Source organism: Pseudodesulfovibrio nedwellii, assembly GCF_027923765.1.
Lineage (GTDB): Bacteria > Desulfobacterota > Desulfovibrionia > Desulfovibrionales > Desulfovibrionaceae > Pseudodesulfovibrio > Pseudodesulfovibrio nedwellii.
Map to the genome: position 1 here is coordinate 3164675 of NZ_AP026709.1, position 17237 is coordinate 3181911.

General features: G+C 50.4%; 16 protein-coding genes. 8 read left to right on the plus strand and 8 right to left on the minus strand.

Going from position 1 to position 17237, the window contains the following annotated elements:
- The 3 genes from SYK_RS14770 to SYK_RS14780 all read left to right on the plus strand — a co-directional run bounded on the left by SYK_RS14770 (window position 1) and on the right by SYK_RS14780 (window position 2537).
- Window positions 1-735 (plus strand): 4Fe-4S dicluster domain-containing protein, encoded by a 735-nt coding sequence (locus SYK_RS14770; protein WP_281761037.1) that lies wholly within the window; start codon window positions 1-3, stop codon window positions 733-735.
- Between the two features lie 84 nt (window positions 736-819).
- Window positions 820-1734 (plus strand): formate dehydrogenase accessory protein FdhE, encoded by a 915-nt coding sequence (locus tag SYK_RS14775; protein ID WP_281761038.1) that lies wholly within the window; start codon window positions 820-822, stop codon window positions 1732-1734.
- 17 nt (window positions 1735-1751) lie between these two features.
- Complete coding sequence (locus tag SYK_RS14780; protein WP_281761039.1) at window positions 1752-2537, plus strand: formate dehydrogenase accessory sulfurtransferase FdhD; 786 nt, start codon at window positions 1752-1754, stop codon at window positions 2535-2537.
- 222 nt (window positions 2538-2759) lie between these two features.
- On the opposite strand, the gene SYK_RS14785 is transcribed toward SYK_RS14780, so the two are convergent.
- The 3 genes from SYK_RS14785 to glnH all read right to left on the minus strand — a co-directional run bounded on the left by SYK_RS14785 (window position 2760) and on the right by glnH (window position 4992).
- Window positions 2760-3491 (minus strand): amino acid ABC transporter ATP-binding protein, encoded by a 732-nt coding sequence (locus SYK_RS14785; protein WP_281761040.1) that lies wholly within the window; start codon window positions 3489-3491, stop codon window positions 2760-2762.
- 9 nt (window positions 3492-3500) lie between these two features.
- Window positions 3501-4169, minus strand: coding sequence for an amino acid ABC transporter permease (locus SYK_RS14790; RefSeq protein ID WP_281761041.1), 669 nt, complete (start codon window positions 4167-4169; stop codon window positions 3501-3503).
- Between the two features lie 76 nt (window positions 4170-4245).
- Window positions 4246-4992, minus strand: coding sequence for a glutamine ABC transporter substrate-binding protein GlnH (gene glnH / locus SYK_RS14795; protein ID WP_281761042.1), 747 nt, complete (start codon window positions 4990-4992; stop codon window positions 4246-4248).
- 675 nt (window positions 4993-5667) lie between these two features.
- Between glnH and torT the strand changes: the two genes are divergently transcribed.
- The gene (torT, locus tag SYK_RS14800) at window positions 5668-6831 is read left to right on the plus strand and encodes a TMAO reductase system periplasmic protein TorT (protein WP_281761043.1); all 1164 of its coding nucleotides are present in this window, start codon (window positions 5668-5670) and stop codon (window positions 6829-6831) included.
- Window positions 6832-6846: 15 nt separating this feature from the next.
- A complete protein-coding gene (locus tag SYK_RS14805) occupies window positions 6847-8781 on the plus strand; it encodes a cache domain-containing protein (RefSeq protein ID WP_281761044.1) in 1935 nt (644 codons plus the stop codon).
- A gap of 19 nt (window positions 8782-8800) precedes the next feature.
- Here the strand turns inward: SYK_RS14805 and SYK_RS14810 are convergent, their stop codons facing one another.
- The 5 genes from SYK_RS14810 to SYK_RS14830 all read right to left on the minus strand — a co-directional run bounded on the left by SYK_RS14810 (window position 8801) and on the right by SYK_RS14830 (window position 14762).
- Window positions 8801-9976, minus strand: a complete 1176-nt coding sequence (locus SYK_RS14810) for an ATP-binding response regulator (RefSeq protein ID WP_281761045.1) — start codon at window positions 9974-9976, stop codon at window positions 8801-8803.
- An 86-nt stretch (window positions 9977-10062) separates the two neighbouring features.
- On the minus strand, window positions 10063-11046 hold the full coding sequence (locus SYK_RS14815) for an ABC transporter permease (RefSeq protein WP_281761046.1): 984 nt from the start codon (window positions 11044-11046) through the stop codon (window positions 10063-10065).
- Complete coding sequence (locus SYK_RS14820) at window positions 11047-12087, minus strand: ABC transporter permease (protein ID WP_281761047.1); 1041 nt, start codon at window positions 12085-12087, stop codon at window positions 11047-11049.
- Window positions 12084-13562, minus strand: coding sequence for an ATP-binding cassette domain-containing protein (locus SYK_RS14825; protein WP_281761048.1), 1479 nt, complete (start codon window positions 13560-13562; stop codon window positions 12084-12086). The genes SYK_RS14820 and SYK_RS14825 overlap by 4 nt, the downstream gene beginning before the upstream one ends.
- Before the next feature lie 24 nt (window positions 13563-13586).
- Window positions 13587-14762 carry a BMP family lipoprotein gene (locus SYK_RS14830; RefSeq protein ID WP_281761049.1) on the minus strand — a complete coding sequence of 392 codons (1176 nt, stop codon included), beginning with the start codon at window positions 14760-14762 and terminating at the stop codon, window positions 13587-13589.
- Between the two features lie 403 nt (window positions 14763-15165).
- Here SYK_RS14830 and greA point away from each other — a divergent pair, with 403 nt between their 5' ends.
- The 3 genes from greA (at window position 15166) to SYK_RS14845 (ending at window position 17187) form a co-directional block, all read left to right on the plus strand.
- On the plus strand, window positions 15166-15657 hold the full coding sequence (gene greA, locus SYK_RS14835) for a transcription elongation factor GreA (protein WP_281761050.1): 492 nt from the start codon (window positions 15166-15168) through the stop codon (window positions 15655-15657).
- 103 nt (window positions 15658-15760) lie between these two features.
- Window positions 15761-16543, plus strand: coding sequence for a hypothetical protein (locus SYK_RS14840; protein ID WP_281761051.1), 783 nt, complete (start codon window positions 15761-15763; stop codon window positions 16541-16543).
- The gene (locus SYK_RS14845; RefSeq protein WP_281761052.1) at window positions 16543-17187 is read left to right on the plus strand and encodes an RluA family pseudouridine synthase; all 645 of its coding nucleotides are present in this window, start codon (window positions 16543-16545) and stop codon (window positions 17185-17187) included. Before SYK_RS14840 ends, SYK_RS14845 begins: the two co-directional genes overlap by 1 nt.
- Window positions 17188-17237: the final 50 nt, after the last annotated feature.

The window sequence follows — 17237 nt, forward strand, 5'->3', positions numbered from 1 at the left end:
ATGCCCAAGACGATATTAGTCGATACGTCCCGCTGCACAGCGTGCCGCGGTTGTCAAATAGCCTGCAAGGAGTGGCATGAGCTGCCTGCCAACAAGACCACGCAGTATAAGTGGGGCAGCCATCAGAATCCGCAGGATCTGAATGCCAATAACTATAAGCTCGTTCGTTTCAACGAGCACCTCGAAGATGGTAAGGTCCGGTGGAACTTTTTCCCTGACCAGTGCCGCCATTGTGACCTGGCTCCCTGCAAGGAAATGGGTGACATGTATATTGAGGAAGCCATCGTCAAGGATGAGGAGACCGGAGCGGTCATCTTTACCGATAAGACCAAGGGCTTCACCAAGGAACAGTACGAGGAAATCAAGGAAGCCTGTCCGTACAACATTCCGCGTCGCAATGAAAAGACCGGGGTCATGGCAAAATGTACCATGTGTAATGACAGGATTCATAACGGAATGCCGCCGGCATGCGTCAAGGTGTGTCCCACCGGCGCTATGCAGTTCGGAGAGCGGAGCGATATGCTCAAGCTCGCGAATGCCCGGTTGGCAACATTGAAAAAGGAATACCCCAAGGCGCGCCTTGCTGATCCTGACGAAGTGAACGTCATCTACCTGCTTATTGACGACCCCGAGAACTATCATGAGTTCTCCGTTGCTCAGGCAAAGGTCGGTCCCATGAGCAAGAAGCAGTTCCTCGCAACATTGGCCAGACCCTTCAGGGCGATGAAAGCGTAACAATTAATCCTCTCCACTTGATGGGGCGGGATGCCGATGCACGGAGCATTCCGCCCCTATCAGGTAGGGTGCATGGAGCACTTCATGAGCAATGTATCTGCCAGCAAGGCGGTTGAAACGACCCTTGAGTCCATTCGTAAACGTACTCCGGCCTATGGTCAGCTCGCTGATCGGTTTGGGCAGGTTTTTCTAGCTGTCGCCGGATTGCGTGACGACCTGATGAAAAAAGGGGTAAGTGTACCTGACATCGATCCTGGCAGGATTGCTGCCGGGGCGCCTGTTTTGGCGGGAATAGATATGACCAAGTGGGGCGTGAATTTGACCGATTCGGCCAAGGTCTTGCTTCCCATCTTGTCAGAAGTGCTTGAACTGGATGAAAAAACGCAGAAATCTCTGACGGGCCATCTGGCAACCCCCGATATTGTTTCGGGACTTGCCCAGGCTCGAATTGAGGGCGATTGGAAGCACTTTGAGAACACCTCCGTATGTCCAGAAATCGTGTCGTCTGACACGCTCTTGTATATTTCAGAGATTGTTTCCGCACCTGTCCTTTGTGCTATAGTCGAAACTCTGGGTGAGTCCCTTTCTTCCCTGACTTGGGAGCACGGGCATTGTCCCGTGTGCGGTTCCTCGCCTTCCATTTCTCACCTTTCCCCTAAAGAGGTCACAGATCTTGATCAGTTGGTGGGGGGTGGCGGCAAGAAGTTCCTTCATTGCTCCTTATGTGGTCATGACTGGCGTTTTCAGCGGAATGCGTGTCCATCTTGCGGCAATGATGACAATGAAACCCGTGAAGTTTTTTATGTTGATAACACGAAATATGAACGCATCGAAGCGTGTCATAAATGTGGCAAGTACCTGTTGAATATTGATCTGCGCGAATGTGAACCGCGTCCGAATTTGGATGCCATTCAACTGGGACTTATCCATCTTGATATCTATGCCCATGAGAACAAATTGAGTCCTATTACTTCGACTTTGTGGAATACGCTTGAATAACGGATCGGAGACAGGTCATGCCGCATGTTAAATTGTATGCATTGAAGAATGAAGCCGAAGACTGGCGGCAAGAGGATATTGAGCCTGTCCAATCGGTACAATTGGCCTGCCCGGTTACTCTTCAGCAATTTGCCGGTGGCAAGCTCTCCTTCAAGGAGGGGCTTGTCGCCGTGGAGTCGGATATCAGTGTCGTCGTGAATGGCCGGGAGTTTGGTCTGCTGACACGGACCCCGGGCGATGATTTGCCTTTGATCGTGGGGCACCTCTTTACGTGTTCCATGATTCGAGAAAGTGCGGACGTGCTGGATTGTTCTTTCCATTATAGGTCTTCTTCCCGTGCGGAAGTAACGCTTAAAACCTCTGATGGTATTCATCGTATATTCCCGTCGCCGAGGCCTGCGCATATCACGCCAGAACGGCTTTTTGATCTGAAGCAAACTTTTGAGCGACGGCAGAATTTGTACAAGAATACCCGTTCGACCCATGCCGCAGCGTTGTTTTCCATAGATGGCGAGTTGATTGCTTTTGGTGAAGACGTGGGGCGTCACAACGCTTTTGATAAGGCTATCGGGCGGGCTATTCTGGAAGGGACTCTGGATCGGGTGAATATTGCCATGTTGTCATCACGGCTGGCACTTGAGTTGACCCTTAAGGCTGCAACTGCCAATATTCCCATTCTTTGTGGATTTTCTGCGGCGACCAGCTCTTCCATCAATTACGCTGAACGGAATAATATCACTTTGGCCGGACGTATTAGAAAGGATACATTTGACGTGTATTCCAATGGTTGGCGTTTTCAATAGTTTTTTTGAGTAGTTGAGGTGCCTGATAAATGTCCCAAAAGCCTGTACACGGCTTCACTGCCTGACAGGATTGCCGGTGATATAGATTCGGTCGGGCACGTTACGCCACGCTGGACAGGCTCTAAAGTCCGTTCTCAATGACTCTCGCCGAAGGCGCACCTTTCCAATAAAAAGGGCCGTCCCAAGACGGCCCTTCCTTCTTTAATCAAAAGCAATAAAAAACTAAATATGCGACACAACCTTCCCCAGAAAGTCTTTGAGGCGAGGGTTGTCAGAATGAGCAAAAAATGTCTCCGGGTCTGTATCAACCTGGACTTTACCCTCATCAATAAAGATAACACGATCAGCCACTTCTTTGGCAAAACCCATCTCATGCGTTACAACTATCATGGTCATACCTTCGCGTGCCAGTTGTTTCATGACCTCAAGCACCTCTCCAACCAATTCCGGGTCAAGAGCAGAAGTCGGTTCGTCAAACAGGATCGCTTTGGGCTGAAGAGCAAGAGAACGAGCGATGGCGACACGTTGTTTCTGTCCGCCGGAGAGCTGTTCCGGGTAGTTCCCGGCTTTGTCTCCCAATCCGACTTTTTTCAGAAGGTCCATGCCGAGCCTCATGGCATCAGTTTTGGACATGCCACGGACCTTGATCGGTCCGAGTGTAACATTGTCTAATACGGACATGTGCGGGAACAGGTTGAACTGCTGGAAAACCATGGTGGCTTCCGTTCGGACCATGTTGATATCTGTTTTGGGGTCCATGATGTCGAACCCATCCACGATGATGGTGCCGGAAGTCGGTTCTTCCAACTTGTTGATGCAGCGAAGTACTGTGGATTTACCGGAACCGGATGGACCGATAATGACCACGACCTGTCCTGCTTCAACGTTTATGTCCACGCCTTTAAGGACTTTGAGATCGCCAAAACTTTTGTGAAGATTTTTTATTTGGATCATATGATTTCTCTATTTGCCCACGGCTGCCAAACGATTTTCAACAATTCTAAGTGCTTTGGCAATACTCATGGTCATGACAAGATAGACTAGGCCGCAGGTGAGGTAGACCTCAAATGAACGGAAGTTGACGGCCACGATTTCGTCTCCGGTGCGAAGCAGTTCGCCTACACCGATGATCATCAGCAGGGAGGTGTCCTTGAGGCTGATGATGAACTGGTTGCCAAGGGGCGGGATCATGCGGCGGAGGGCCTGGGGCCAAATTACGTAGCGCATGGTCTGGAAGCGATTCAAGCCGATGGAACGACCTGCTTCACCTTGCCCCGGATTGATAGATTGGACCGCGCCTCGCACAATTTCAGCAATGTATGCGCCGGAGTTGATGGCGATGATGATAATGCCCGCAACAACAGCCGGTATGCGTATACCCAGAGCCATGGGGATACCGAAGTAGAGAAACATTGCCTGAACGAGCATGGGAGTGCCACGTATGGTTTCGACATAAATGCCGGCCAGTTTACGCACAAAAATATTTCGGGATAGTTTCATCATGCCAGCTGCGACACCGAGGATGAAACCGAAAAACAGACCGCCCACGGTCAGGATAACGGTCATCTTCGCGCCCCCCATGAGCAGGGGCAGAGATTCTATCATTACGGACGGTTCGAATTCAAAAGCCATAATATCACCCTGTGTAAGAAAAAACAGTGGGGGCGGCTTATGCCGCCCCCAGGGATAAAACAAGTATTGTTAGAGACTAACGGGGATCAACACCAAACCATTTCTTGTAAAGAGTGCCGTATGTGCCGTTGGCCTTGAGTGTTTTCAAAGCAGCGTTAACCTTGGCAACCAGTTCGGACCCCTTGGGGAAGCCGATGCCGTAAGGCTGACCTGCGTACAGATCGCCGACGATTTTGACTTCGTCCTTGCCGCGTTTGGATACGAAAGATTCGACAACAGGCTTGTCAAACATGACTGCATCCACGCCGCCAGTCAGCAGTTCCATGAACATGGCATTGTCATTGGGGAACAGTTTTACTTCTTTGGGGTTGGCGTTTTCCTTGAGGAACTCAACACTGGTGGTTCCCTGCTTGGTTGCGACAACTTTACCATCCAGGGTCTTGATGTCCTTGATGGTTTCATCGTCGGACTTCACGAGAAGGAGGAGACCTGAATCATAGTAACCGTCAGAAAAATCGATGACTTCTTTGCGTTTGTCGGTGATTGACATACCGGCAATACCAGCGTCGAGCTGTGCGGATTGCAGGCCGGGAACGATACCTTTGAAAGCCATGGGCTGCAGATCATATTGTACGCCGATTTCCTTGGCAATGGCAGCCCAGATTTCAACGTCGAAGCCGGTGTGTTCGCCGGTTTTGGGGTCTTTGAATTCAAACGGGGGGAAGTTGGTGTCTGTGGCAACAGTGAGATTGCCTGCAAAAGCTGTGGTGATCATGGACAGGGCGATCGCCAAAGCAATGAAGAGAGTCATAGTCCGTTTCATAATTTCCTCCTAAATGGGTATGTCCGTCCGACATGATCTGTCGGGCGAGAGAGTCCGGAATGGGCATAGACCCAATCTTGGATTGAGCAGAGTCCTTGTGCCCTGAATATCGGAAAAAATCAAGTAAACGTTGTTTTGAAGTGCTTTTTGGGCGCAGTTTATTCCGAGGAAAAATGCAAAATATGAATATTCATCGGAACGTTTTTGACTAAAAGTTCCATTGAAAAACAGAAAAAAGTTGTTTTCTTTGTGAAACAAACTGAAATATTTGATCCAATTAGAATGAATATCCGGTTACCCCGTAGCAGGAAATAAGCCACAGACAGACGATTCTTCTCCCTTGATTGCGCGTTATCCCTTTTGTGTCAGAGTTTGGTATACTTGTAACTTTTCTACCAAAACACTTTTTCAAATGGAGTTTTTTTTCGAGGATGGAGGGAAATATGACGACATCACGAGCTTTGATAGAGTAATTCATCGTTTTGGGTGAAATTGATTTATTATATCGGCAAGATACATTCTTGGCTATGTAGTTGGTGGACAAGATACGACTCAAAGAGATGCTGATTTCTAAAGGGATTGTTCTTTTGCCATTTCATTTGTTAATATTCTTTATTCGTGGCGTGTCCCTTTTTTATATTTATAAAACGAAAGTGCGTGTTCATGCTCAGTGCCTTGAAGCGATCAAACCATGTAGTAGCAATCTTCACAGCCTTTGTGAGTGTCCTTTTTTGGATGTTTGCGAGCTTTCCTGCCATGGCAAGTGGCGAAGAAATTCCATGGTGGCCCATTCAGGTTAAGAGTTTTTATGGTGCGTATGATGTTACTGCAAAGAAAGCCGGACGGGCCTCGACAAGTCTTAACCGTCCTAAACTTGAAGAGTGGCTTTCTCCAGCCCTAGCCGATTCTCCTTACGTCATTGGCGTTTGTCTTCCTCATTTTAAAGACCATTATTGGACTGCCGTAAGTTACGGCATCATCGACGAAGCTAAAAGGCTTGGTGTTTCCATTAGACTGGTGGAAGCTGGGGGGTATGGAGAACTAGAGAGACAGCAATCCCAGATGCGGAAATTTGTCAAAGAGCATGTCGATGGCATTGTCTTGGGAGCCATCAGCTACACCGGGAATGACTGTGATATTGCGCAGGCTAGAAACGCTGGTGTGCCTGTCGTGGAAGTGGTCAATGATGTCCATTCGGCAGATGTCTCGGCCAAGGCATTGGTTTCATTTTATGAAATGGGCTATTTTGCGGGTGAGTATGTCGCTGAACATGCAGAAAACGCTGGGTTGGATACCGTCTCAATTGCTTTTTTCCCCGGCCCCAAAAAATCAGGATGGGCGCCTGAAACCTTAGCCGGTTTTGAGGATGCTTTACGGTATTATCCTGGGAAAGTGGATATACTGGATGTGCGTTATGGAGATACGGGCCATGATGAACAACGTGCTTTGATTGAGGCGAGTCTCAAAGCTGTCGGTCCCGCCCATTACCTTGTAGGTAATGCCGTGGCTGCCGAAGTGGCCCCAGAAGTCTTTGCGCGGTTAAAAATGGGACAAGAGACGACTGTCGTCGGGACATATCTGACCCAGGATCTTTATGAGCAGATTCGTCAGGGTGACGTGGCTGGCGCTCCTTCTGACCTGATGGTGTTTCAGGGACGTATGGCCGTGGATATGATGATTCGTTTGCTCAATGGTGAGAAAGCCGGCCAAGATTTTCCATTTCGATCCGGGCCGTTTATTCCCATGGTGACGTCGGCCAATATCGACAATTTCCCTTTTGAAGGGTTGTTTGGTCCGCGTGGTTTTACCCCCGCTCTTTCTCTGGAAAAAGGGCAGTGACGCATGATTCGAAACATGAAGATTCGTAATAAGATGTTTGTAGCGTATGCCTGCGCTTTTTTGCTCATTTTCAGTGTGGTCGGAATTGTTATTTATGCCTTGGTGACCAATATTATTCAGGAGTCCATTGAGAGTGAGTTGAGTCGTACTACCGAGATGATCCAGAACATGGTGCATACGACAGCCGATGTTTCCATCAAAAATTATATGCGGGCGGTGGCTGAAAAAAATCTCGAAGAGGCGAAACAACTTTACCGCCAAGTGCGGCGTGGGCGGATAACCGAGCAAGAGGCAAAACAGCGTGCCCGAGAAAGTTTTTTGAGTCAGACCATTGGCACGACCGGTCGGATCTACTGCCTCGACAGTGATGGCATTATGGTTGTTCATCACAAACACAGTCTTCTTGACGTGGATTTGTCGGGTCTGCCTTTTGTCAAAGAACAGATACGGCGCAAAACTGGATATATTGAATATGACTGGAAGGAACCTTTTGAAAAAAAGGTGAGGCCCAAAGCTGTGTTTATGGCTTATTTCGAACCGTGGGACTGGATTATCTCAGTGTCGAGTTATCGTGATGAGTTCATTCAGCTGATTAATGTTGAAGATTTGAATAAAAGATTGTTTTCGTTAGGTTTTGGCAAGTCTGGGTACCCTTTTGTTCTTGATTATGACGGTAAAATGCTTCTTCATCCCTATTTGGAAGGGAAGCATTATGGAGAATACGGCGACCCAAAGTTGAGCGCTATAGCCCGTCGTATAGTTGAAGAAAAAAATGGTCATTTTGACTACCTTTGGAAAAATCCGGGTGATACAGAACTCAAGGAAAAAGTTGTGTATTTCATGGATATCCCGGAAATGGGATGGGTTGTTGCCTCGTCGAGTTACTATGAGGATTTTCAGGCTCCGCTTGAAGCCGTCAAATTCATCTTCATCGGTGCACTGCTGGTGGGGTTGTTGTTCATGGTGCCTATTTCCATGGGCATCGGTTCATTGATTACCCGCCCCTTGAATGAGCTGCAGATTGATCTGGCTCGGGCAGCTGATGGTGATTTTTCCGTACGTATGCGTCAATTTTCCAATGATGAACTTGGCATTCTGGTTCAGTATTTCAATACGTTTATGGAAAAACTCGAAGAGTATAGCAGTTCGCGTGAGAAAGAAATTGCGGTTCGTAGAGATGCAGAACAGAAACTCATTGCCATGGATAGGGCGAAAACGTTGTTTTTGGCTTCGGCTTCCCACGAACTGAGAACGCCACTGACATCAATACTCGGTTTTCTTAAGCTTATGGAAAAGAGTTTTCAAAAACAGTTTCGTTCTCATATTGAAACTTTGGCGAATGGCGAAGTGCAGGCAGAGAGGTTTGCTAGGAATTTGTCTATCGTTCGTATTGAAGCGGAGCGACTTGGGCGACTCGTCAATGATTTGCTTGATATGAGCAAGATAGAAGCCGGGAAGATGGAGTGGCGCGATCAGACTTTGTTGGTTCAGGATATCATTGTTCGCGCGGCAGAGTCGGTCGCTGGAAGGGCTGAGGCAACTCCGAAGGTGGATTTTGTCGTCAGAACTCCTGAGAGTGATGCGGCTGTAAATGTGGATGCCGACAGACTTCATCAAGTATTAATCAATCTTCTGGATAATGCCTTTAAATATACAGAATTAGGCAGTGTTACGCTGTCTGCAGTTGAGGCCGAAGGTGTTAGCCATTTTTCTGTGTGCGACACAGGTCGAGGAATTTCCGAAGATGATCGGGAAAAAATCTTTGATATTTTTTATCAGGCGCACGATGTAAATAAGCGTTCAAGCCAAGTTCTTGGAACCGGTCTCGGGCTGGCTATCTGTCAGCAGATCGTGGAACATTATGGCGGGAAGTTGAAAATGATACCCGCTGAGAGTGGTGGGAGCTGTTTTATCTTTTCAATACCGCTTTCAGACAAGGAAATCGTGTAACCTGCGTTGGTTTTGGCAATCAATCCATGAGCGTGAACGGGATGGAAATGGTGAAGGTGCTTCCTTCTCCTTCGGTGCTTTCGACACGAATTAATCCCCCCAGTTTTTCGGTGAGATATTTGGAGATGGTCAGGCCAACGCCGGAGCCACTCAGTCGTTTTGTCATGACACGTTCGCCAATTTCAAAGGATTTAAAAATGCTTTGTAGCCGGTCTGCCGGAATACCTACCCCTGTGTCTGAAATTGTGAACCTGAGCATGATTTTATTCGATGCTGTCCCGGCGAAGTTTTCCGGGTCGATGCGAACATCTAAAGAAATCTTCCCTTTTTCCGTGTATCGAAAGGCGTTGAGCAGTACGTTGCTGAGAGCCTGAGCGGTCTCAATGGGGGCGCCATGAATCGTTTTTGGGATATCTGCATGAATCGTGAATTCAAATTCAAGATTCTTTTTTTTGGCGTACGAGGAAAAAATAGCAGCCTGCTGGGAAAGAGCCTTTTTTATGTCGAATGTCTTGAAGGTGATGTCGACAGCATCTGACTCAAGCGTAGTTAGATTCAAAAGTTGATCGAAGAGATCGGTCAAGTGGACTGCGCCGTCGTTGATAGGTCCGAGCAGTTCCAGATGTTCCGGGTCCTCGTCCATTTCCAGCAGGAGACTGGACAATCCCATGATGTGGTTGAGAGGTGTACGCAGTTCGTGGCTGATATTTGCCAGGAATGCAGATTTTGCTTTGCTTGCTTCGTCCGCCTTTTCTTTGCTGAACTTTAATTCCTTGGTGCGTTGGCGGACCTTGTCTTCGAGTTCCCGATTTTGATTATATAAAGCGAGATGTGTTTTTATCCTGGCCTGAACAATGGCCGGATTCACTGGTTTGGTGATATAATCTACAGCCCCAAGAGCCAGTCCGTTTGCTTCATCTTCCGTCTGTGTCTTAGCTGTAATGAAAATGATGGGAATTCTGGCTGTACGTTCATCGCTCTTGAGTCTTTTGCAGACCTCATAACCGTCCATTTCCGGCATCATGATATCCAGAAGAATGATGTCCGGCAGGGCATCCTGAATAAGTTCTAGCGCAGTGATTCCGTTGAGCGCGACAAGCAATTTGTAGTCGTCTTCAAGAATGTCGACCAATAGGTCGATATTGAGTCTGTTGTCGTCGACAATCAGGACTGTCGGTTGGTCTGCTGTACTCATTGTCCCCTCGGCAAAGTTTATATTCACTTACTAGATAGTTAGCTAATTTTGTGCTTATGGGCAACAGGTTCAGTGAATTGATTGCTCTACAAACCCTTTTTGGGGTCAAAATCTTGTCCGAGAGCGGCAGGAGCATCGATGGACCAGCCTTTGGAAAAGGTTTTGAGGAATGGATGGCGACGGACGATGTCCTGCATCCACCCCATGCGACCGATGTTTACGGCCAGCAAGGTGAGGATCATCATGGGGAACGGGGCGACCTGAAATACCGGGGCCGGAATTGACGGAAAGACTTCTTGCAAATAGATACCGGACACCTGCAATCCTGCGAAGAAGAATGCGCCAAGCGCGGCTCGAACAGGATGCCAGCCACCAAAGATGACGATGGCAAGGGCAATCCAGCCCGCACCTTCGCATCCTTGGGGACGACCCCATCCTGGTTTGACGGCCAGTGAGTATGCCGCACCGGCCATGCCGACAAGTGCGCCACCCGCCAGACAGTAATAGAGTCTGACCAGACGAACACGAATGCCGCGTCCGAAAGCTGCACGCGGAGATTCCCCGACAGCCCGAAGGCGCATGCCGCCTTCGGTTCTATACATCCACCACCAACAGACAAAAATTGCCACCAGGCCGAGGTAGACTACCGGAGATTGGGTGCTGAATATCGGGCCAATTAACGGAATGTTGCCGATCCCGGGAATAGACCACAGGCCGAGGTCTGGTCCGGGTTGGCGGGAGTAATTGTGTCCGAGGAAATATGCCAAATCGCGGCAGAGCAGGGTCAGAATGAACCCGATGGCGAGTTGTGATTGACCGAGGTAGATGCCGACGACACCGAGGACACCTGCTATGGCTGCACCCACGGCCATGCCTGCCAACAAGCCGAGCCATGGGTTGTCGAATGTTACGGATACAACGAAGGCGGCCATGGCGGACAGCAGAATGGAACCGTCCAGCGACAGGTTGATGATGCCTGCTTTTTCAGTGAGCGTTTCTCCGAGTGTCGCGAGAACAAGCGGTGCGCCAGCTACTAGAATTGCGGCAAGAGTCAGTCCAAAAGTTTCCATTTAATCTGCCTCCTTCCTTTGTCTAAGCCAGAGTCTCAACCCTTGGACAATGAATAGGGAGAGGACCATGACGCCCTGAATGACGCCAGACAGGGAAGAGTCAAGTCCCAACTGGAGTGGTAACTGGATTGAGCCGACGTTCAGGATGGCAAAGAACAGGCAGATGAACGGGACCAGTGGCAGTCGGAATGAAGCCATCATTCCGACCAACAGAGCTGTATACCCGTAGTTGGAGGAAATGGCGGGGAGCAGTCGATGGTAGACGCCGAGGACCTGAGTGGCTCCGGCCAGTCCGGCCAAGGCTCCGCAGATCATGAAGGCCTGAAGCAACCGGCGGCGTGGTCCCAGCGAGAACAAGGTGGCAGCCTTGGGATTTTCGCCCACGGCGCGCATTTTGAGTCCCCATTTGGTGCGGTAAAGCAGGATATAGACAAAAATGGTGGCGGCAATAGCCAAGGCCAGTCCAACCCAGCTTACTGAAAGTTTGCCAAGCCGTGGCAGCCACAGGGACATGTCCAACGGTTGGGTGCCGGACATTGACGCTACGCCCGGACGTTTCCATGGGCCGAAGATGAGCCAGAGCGTGACGCCTAGAGCCACGAAGTTCAGTCCGAGGCCGGAGAATATTTCATGGACTCTGCCAAAGACGCGCAAACACCCTGCAAGGAGTGCCCAGAGTGCGCCGCCGAGCATGGCCGCGCCAATGGCGAGGGCTATCTGAAGAGCGCCGCCGTCGTCGAAAGGACGCAGAGCCGCAGTACAGAAGATGGCTCCCATGATGACCTGTCCTTCAACGCCGATGTTCCACAGTCGTGCTGTGAATGGGACGAGCAATCCTACGGCGCACAGCGTGAGTGGTACCCAACCAGCCAGAACCCGGCCAATCTTGGACATGGAACTGACGCCGCCTTTGAACAGGACATAAATGGTTTCAAAAGGCGGTGCACCAGCAGGCCACGCCACGAGGATGGTCAGGAATAACGCCAGACCGAAGGCCGCGCAGATCCACCCGAATTGAGTTAGGAGAGAATCACGGTTCATGAGTTGCTCTCCTTGATATCTTCCATGCTTTTACCGGCCATGAGCGCACCGATTACTTCCATGGAGATGTCGTCACCTTCCACCACAGCGGCAATAGCTCTGTCATAGAAAACAATGACCCGGTGGCTGTGTTCCAGCACCTCGTCGAGGTCTGGTGAAAAGAAAATTAGTGTGGAGCCGTTGGCACAACGGGTTTTGAGGTGGTTCCACACCTGTCGTGCAGAACCGGCATCAAGGCCGCGTGTGGGATGCTCCATGAGCAACAGCTTGGTGTTATTGGGGATGAGTGAAAGCAGGAGCCGTTGCTGGTTGCCGCCGGACAGTTCGTTGGCTTGAGTTTCGGGGTGGGCACGGAGGTTGAATCCGTCAACACATTGGGATTGATAGAAATCTGTCAGGTCGCCTTTTTTGTCCGGGAAAGCGAGGGTGATGTGTTCCATGAGATTCAGCGCCGGGAACAGAGCCATTTGCAACCGGTCCGCAGGAACAAATTGGACTCCAGCCTTGCGCAATGTTGCAAAGTCGTTGGACCGGTATGTGGAGTTGTCCAGATCAAAAGCGCCGTCAGGCATACGGTCCAAACCGCACAGGCCGCGCAGGAAGAGTTCCTGCCCTGATCCGTCCAAACCCGCCAGCCCGATACATTCACCGGGACGGGCCGTAAAATTTAAGTTGCCCATGGAATATTTGGGACCCGCGAACAAGGTGTCACGCATTGTAAGCCGAGGGGTCGTGTCTTTAGACGGAAGTTCGGGCAAAGCCTCAACTTCACCGTCAGCGGCGTCGCCAAACATGAGGTGAACAAGTTCTTTTTCATCGTAGGGCGGTTCAAGGGTCGACACTAATGCCCCTTGGCGCATGATGAAGATGGAGTCCGCCATCTCGAAAGCCTCGGAAAGCTTGTGCGTCACCAGAATAATGGTGTGCCCCTCTTCCCGAGCAAGTTTCATCAGCAGATCGAAAAGGTCCTGTTTCTGTTCCGGGGTGATGCCGGTGGTCGGTTCGTCCAGAATCAGAGTGGTCGCTCCGAGGTCGAGCAAGCGCAGAAGCTCCAATAACTGCCGTTCGCCCACAGTCAGAGACGAGACAGGCTCGTCCGGCAGGAAACAGGCGTCCAGTCGGTAAGACAGCTCGCCGATGACATCGACCACTTCCTGCTTGGAACGCTTGGGCGCACCGAGTTGGAAGTTCTCCCATACAGGCATGGCCGGGAAATCGAGCGGGTCCTGATAGAGCATGCCGACGCCCTTTTTGCGTGCCAGTGTAGGGGTGAGGTGGGAGATGGTCTCCTCGCCGATTTCCAGCGTACCGGATGTGGGGCGGGTATGTCCTGCCAACACGCGCATGAGCGTGGACTTTCCAGCCCCATTCTCACCCACGAGGGCGTAAATGCGGCCGGGTTCGAGGGTCAGGCTTATGCCGTCGTTGGCCCGAACCCGGCCGTAGTGTTTGTGTATGTCGTTGAGGACTATCATTGTGTCCAGAGCCGTTTGGAACGGCTATTTGGCGGAGGAGATTCCTTCCATACCTTGGAGCAACTGGTGCATGTACCAGATTTGCTTGTCAGAACCCTTTTCGCCAGCTTTCAGGAAGGGAGTGCCGTCCTGATAGTTGAGCGGGCCAGTGAAGAGTTCGAGCTTGCCGGAGCCGAGTTCGGCGACAAATGCGTCCAGAGCCTTTTGGGTGTCGGCGGACATGCCTTCACCGGGCATGAAGCCAACCGGGGATTTGTCGTGATTGTTGATGTCAGCCCAGTAGGGGGATTCCCATACGAAGCCGGGTTTGTATGTGCCTTCAGCAACCTCTTTGGAAACGCGCAGGAAGCCGGGGCCCCAGTTGAAATAGGGAACGCCGAGACAGATGTCGCCCTGTCCTTCGCAGCCCTTTTCGTAGTCGTAAGGCAATGCCCAGACGTTTTTGCCTGCGGCTTTGCGTTGTTTGGCAACAGTGACGACTTCGGGAGTGTCGATGCCGGAAATGAGAACGTCATAGCCAGCGTCGAACAGGGAGCCTGCTACCTGAGTCGGGTCAGAGGTGACGCCGGGAATGTTGAACCAGAAACCGATCCATTTGACGTTGAAGGAAAGGTCTTTCAGGTCTTTACCACGGACTTTGGTCCATGCGTAGGTAGCGCCAAGGTAGGCTGAAGACATGAGGCGGCGGGTTTCTTCGTTGACCAGCGGGCCAACTACACCGATTTTTCCGGTCTGGGTGGTCATGGCGGCAGTGAAGCCGGCCATCATCTTGGAATATTCCATCTTGCTGAACAGGTTGCCGAGATTCTCGGGAGCCTTGCCGTCCCAAGCGGAGTCGCCGGAAACATGGAGGAAAGTTTTGTCGGGATGCATGGAGGCGGCTTCAAGAATACCGTCTTTCATGTCGTCGGAACCGGCGATGATCAGGTCTGCGCCTTTTTCGACGAGGTCATCAACGATTTGCGGGATGGTCAGACCGGGGCGATCTGCCGGATTGACTTTGTCGAGATAGATTAATTTTGCGCCGTCCATGTGGGCTTCGACGTATTTGCCGCCTTCATATTGAGCCTGGCTGTACCCTTTATCATTATAAGGACCGACCAGAATCATTCCGATGGTGAAATCTTTTGCAAAGGCCTGCCCGGGCATGATAGTCAATGCCAAAAGGGCCGCACATAGCAGCAGGGTAAATCGTTTCATCCTCTCCTCCATGTTCAATGTCTGCCGGTCGAGATGCGATGACATGCGCGGCAGGCGGTTCTGTTATTTGAGGCGTTCCTCTCCAACCCAATAGGGAATCGCAGGAGTGGCCGTATGGCCAATCCCGTAAAAAAATATTCTTGAACCGGAAAACGGGGTTGTGTCAACAGATTCGTGTTGTCTGAGAATGATAATTCCCTTGCGTGAGAAGAGAGGAGGCTGCACTGAAGTTCATGAAAAAGTATACACTTCGCCCCTTGACCGCAGCTTCATGATGTTTTAACGAGAGGATTGTCAGGAGTAAATGACGTTTTTGCAGGGGCGCGATTCTATTTTTAGGGAAACCGCGCGATCTGCATCTTTTTTTTATATATTGACGTTTGAATTGAGAGAGGTTTCAAAAATGGATCGTATTCCCATTTCAAAAGAAGGGCACGAGAAGATTACCCAGGAGTTGGCCGATTTGAAGGCTCAGCGTCCGGCCATTATTCAGGCCATCAAGGAAGCGCGCGAAGAGGGAGACCTCAGCGAAAACGCCGGTTATGATGCCGCGCGTGAACGCCAGGGCATGCTTGAAGCTCGCATCATGTACATCAACTCACGCATGCCGTTGTTTGATGCACTTGACCTGAATACTCTTGGTGGAGATCGTGCCATCTTCGGTTCTACTGTGGAAATTGAAGATATCGATACCGAAGAAGTGCGTACCTTTACTTTGCTTGGGCCGGACGATGCGGATCATAAAAATGGTTCCATTTCCGTGCTGTCCCCCATGGGGCAGGCTATCCTCGGCAAGGAAGTGGGGGATGAAGCCATCGTTGACGCTCCTCGTGGTCGTATCGAGTACGAGATTTTGTCTGTTAAGTTTCTTGGCTCCGCTGGATTGGTCAAGTAACGGGCATACCCCTTTGTCTTCGGACAAAGACCGTGTACATTCGCCCCATCGCACACGCGGTGGGGCTTTTTCTGTGAGATGAATAATTCAGCGATACTCTTATATGATACTGGAACCAATCAAACTGACGGGTGAGCACGACCATTTGACTTCATGCCGAGGCATGTGTGTTCGGTGTGGGCGAGAGCATCTGTTGCCTGTCGGCCCTTCTCATAGTCCTGCCTTGTCTCTTTTCCGTCGTCTGGAACAGGAAGGGCGTCTTGATTTCAACGTACCGGATAACGAAATCGATCCGCGACTGTCCACTGAATATCTTTATGGTCCCGCTCGGGGGCAGATGTTTGGTGTGTTGGTTGTGCGAGATCAGGCTGGGGATACATTTGTACTCAAGGCTTTTTCCGGTCAGTATAATTCCATCTGGCAGGTGGACGGTTGGGTTGATCCTTTGCTGGATGTGCTACGATTCAAGCGAGATACGTTTGAAGAAGAGAGGCACATCAAACAGATGGGGCGTGAGATAGCTGGACTTCCAAGTGATTCTCCAGCTCGGCAACAGCTTATCCATAAACGGAAGAAAGCATCACAGGTGTTGATGCAGGAAATTCACGCAATGTTCAGGGTGTCCAATTTCCGTGGGGAATGTGTGCCGTTGCCTCTGGCGGTTTTTGGCAAGGAAGGTATTCCCACTGGAACCGGAGACTGTTGTGCACCCAAGCTGCTTGGTTATGCTGCCGCAAATGGTCTGACGCCGTTGGGGCTGACTGAGTTCTATTTTGGAAAAACCAATCGGTCCGAGACCAAACAGCATGGCGAATTTTATCCGTCCTGCCTGCACAAATGTGGCCGCATTCTTGGATATATGCTGTGCGGTCTGGAGGAACAATAATGGCGATTGAATTTGGTTTGGAAGTTTTGCATGCAGATAAACATATCGTGGTGGTGAACAAAGCGAGTGGGCTGCTGTCCGTCCCAGGCAAGGGCGAGGCTAATCAGGATTGTGTTGTTTCACGTGTGCGAGAGATGTATCCTGGCTGTATTGAACAGCCGTCCGTCCATCGACTTGATCAAGACACTTCTGGTTTGCTTGTTCTGGCTCTTACTGCCGATGCCCACCGGACGCTTTCCAAACAGTTTATGGACCGACTGGTGGGCAAGCGATACATTGCGCTTCTTGATGGTGTGGTGGAAGAACAGGGTGGGGTCATTGAATTGAAATTTCGTTTGGATCCCGATAATCGACCGTATCAGGTTTATGATCCCGTGAATGGTAAAAATGGTATTACGCGTTGGCGTAAAATTGGTGTGGAAGACGGGCGAACTCGTGTAGAGTTCAAGCCGCATACCGGGCGCACCCATCAGTTACGCCTCCATTCCTCTCATGAAAAAGGACTGGGATTACCGATTGTGGGAGATCGCCTTTACGGTACAGGAACCGGGCCGGGACAACTTAAGCTTCACGCATCCACCCTGCGTTTTAGACATCCGGTCAGTAAAAAGCCCATGGAGTTTATCACTGTCGCGCCTTTCTGATCTCTGGTTTTTCTGGGTTTTCTTAAAAACAGCTTTTCCGTATCTATTCA

Excerpts from the sequence above, each read along its gene's own strand:
- SYK_RS14775 (WP_281761038.1), top strand. The coding sequence starts at position 820 with ATGAGCAATGTATCTGCCAGCAAGGCGGTTGAAACGACCCTTGAGTCC.
- SYK_RS14790 (WP_281761041.1), bottom strand. The coding sequence starts at position 4,169 with ATGGCTTTTGAATTCGAACCGTCCGTAATGATAGAATCTCTGCCCCTG.
- SYK_RS14785 (WP_281761040.1), bottom strand. The coding sequence starts at position 3,491 with ATGATCCAAATAAAAAATCTTCACAAAAGTTTTGGCGATCTCAAAGTC.
- SYK_RS14780 (WP_281761039.1), top strand. The coding sequence starts at position 1,752 with ATGCCGCATGTTAAATTGTATGCATTGAAGAATGAAGCCGAAGACTGG.
- SYK_RS14770 (WP_281761037.1), top strand. The coding sequence starts at position 1 with ATGCCCAAGACGATATTAGTCGATACGTCCCGCTGCACAGCGTGCCGC.
- greA (WP_281761050.1), top strand. The coding sequence starts at position 15,166 with ATGGATCGTATTCCCATTTCAAAAGAAGGGCACGAGAAGATTACCCAG.
- SYK_RS14815 (WP_281761046.1), bottom strand. The coding sequence starts at position 11,046 with ATGGAAACTTTTGGACTGACTCTTGCCGCAATTCTAGTAGCTGGCGCA.
- SYK_RS14805 (WP_281761044.1), top strand. The coding sequence starts at position 6,847 with ATGAAGATTCGTAATAAGATGTTTGTAGCGTATGCCTGCGCTTTTTTG.
- SYK_RS14810 (WP_281761045.1), bottom strand. The coding sequence starts at position 9,976 with ATGAGTACAGCAGACCAACCGACAGTCCTGATTGTCGACGACAACAGA.
- SYK_RS14845 (WP_281761052.1), top strand. The coding sequence starts at position 16,543 with ATGGCGATTGAATTTGGTTTGGAAGTTTTGCATGCAGATAAACATATC.
- SYK_RS14840 (WP_281761051.1), top strand. The coding sequence starts at position 15,761 with ATGATACTGGAACCAATCAAACTGACGGGTGAGCACGACCATTTGACT.
- SYK_RS14825 (WP_281761048.1), bottom strand. The coding sequence starts at position 13,562 with ATGATAGTCCTCAACGACATACACAAACACTACGGCCGGGTTCGGGCC.
- glnH (WP_281761042.1), bottom strand. The coding sequence starts at position 4,992 with ATGAAACGGACTATGACTCTCTTCATTGCTTTGGCGATCGCCCTGTCC.
- SYK_RS14820 (WP_281761047.1), bottom strand. The coding sequence starts at position 12,087 with ATGAACCGTGATTCTCTCCTAACTCAATTCGGGTGGATCTGCGCGGCC.
- SYK_RS14830 (WP_281761049.1), bottom strand. The coding sequence starts at position 14,762 with ATGAAACGATTTACCCTGCTGCTATGTGCGGCCCTTTTGGCATTGACT.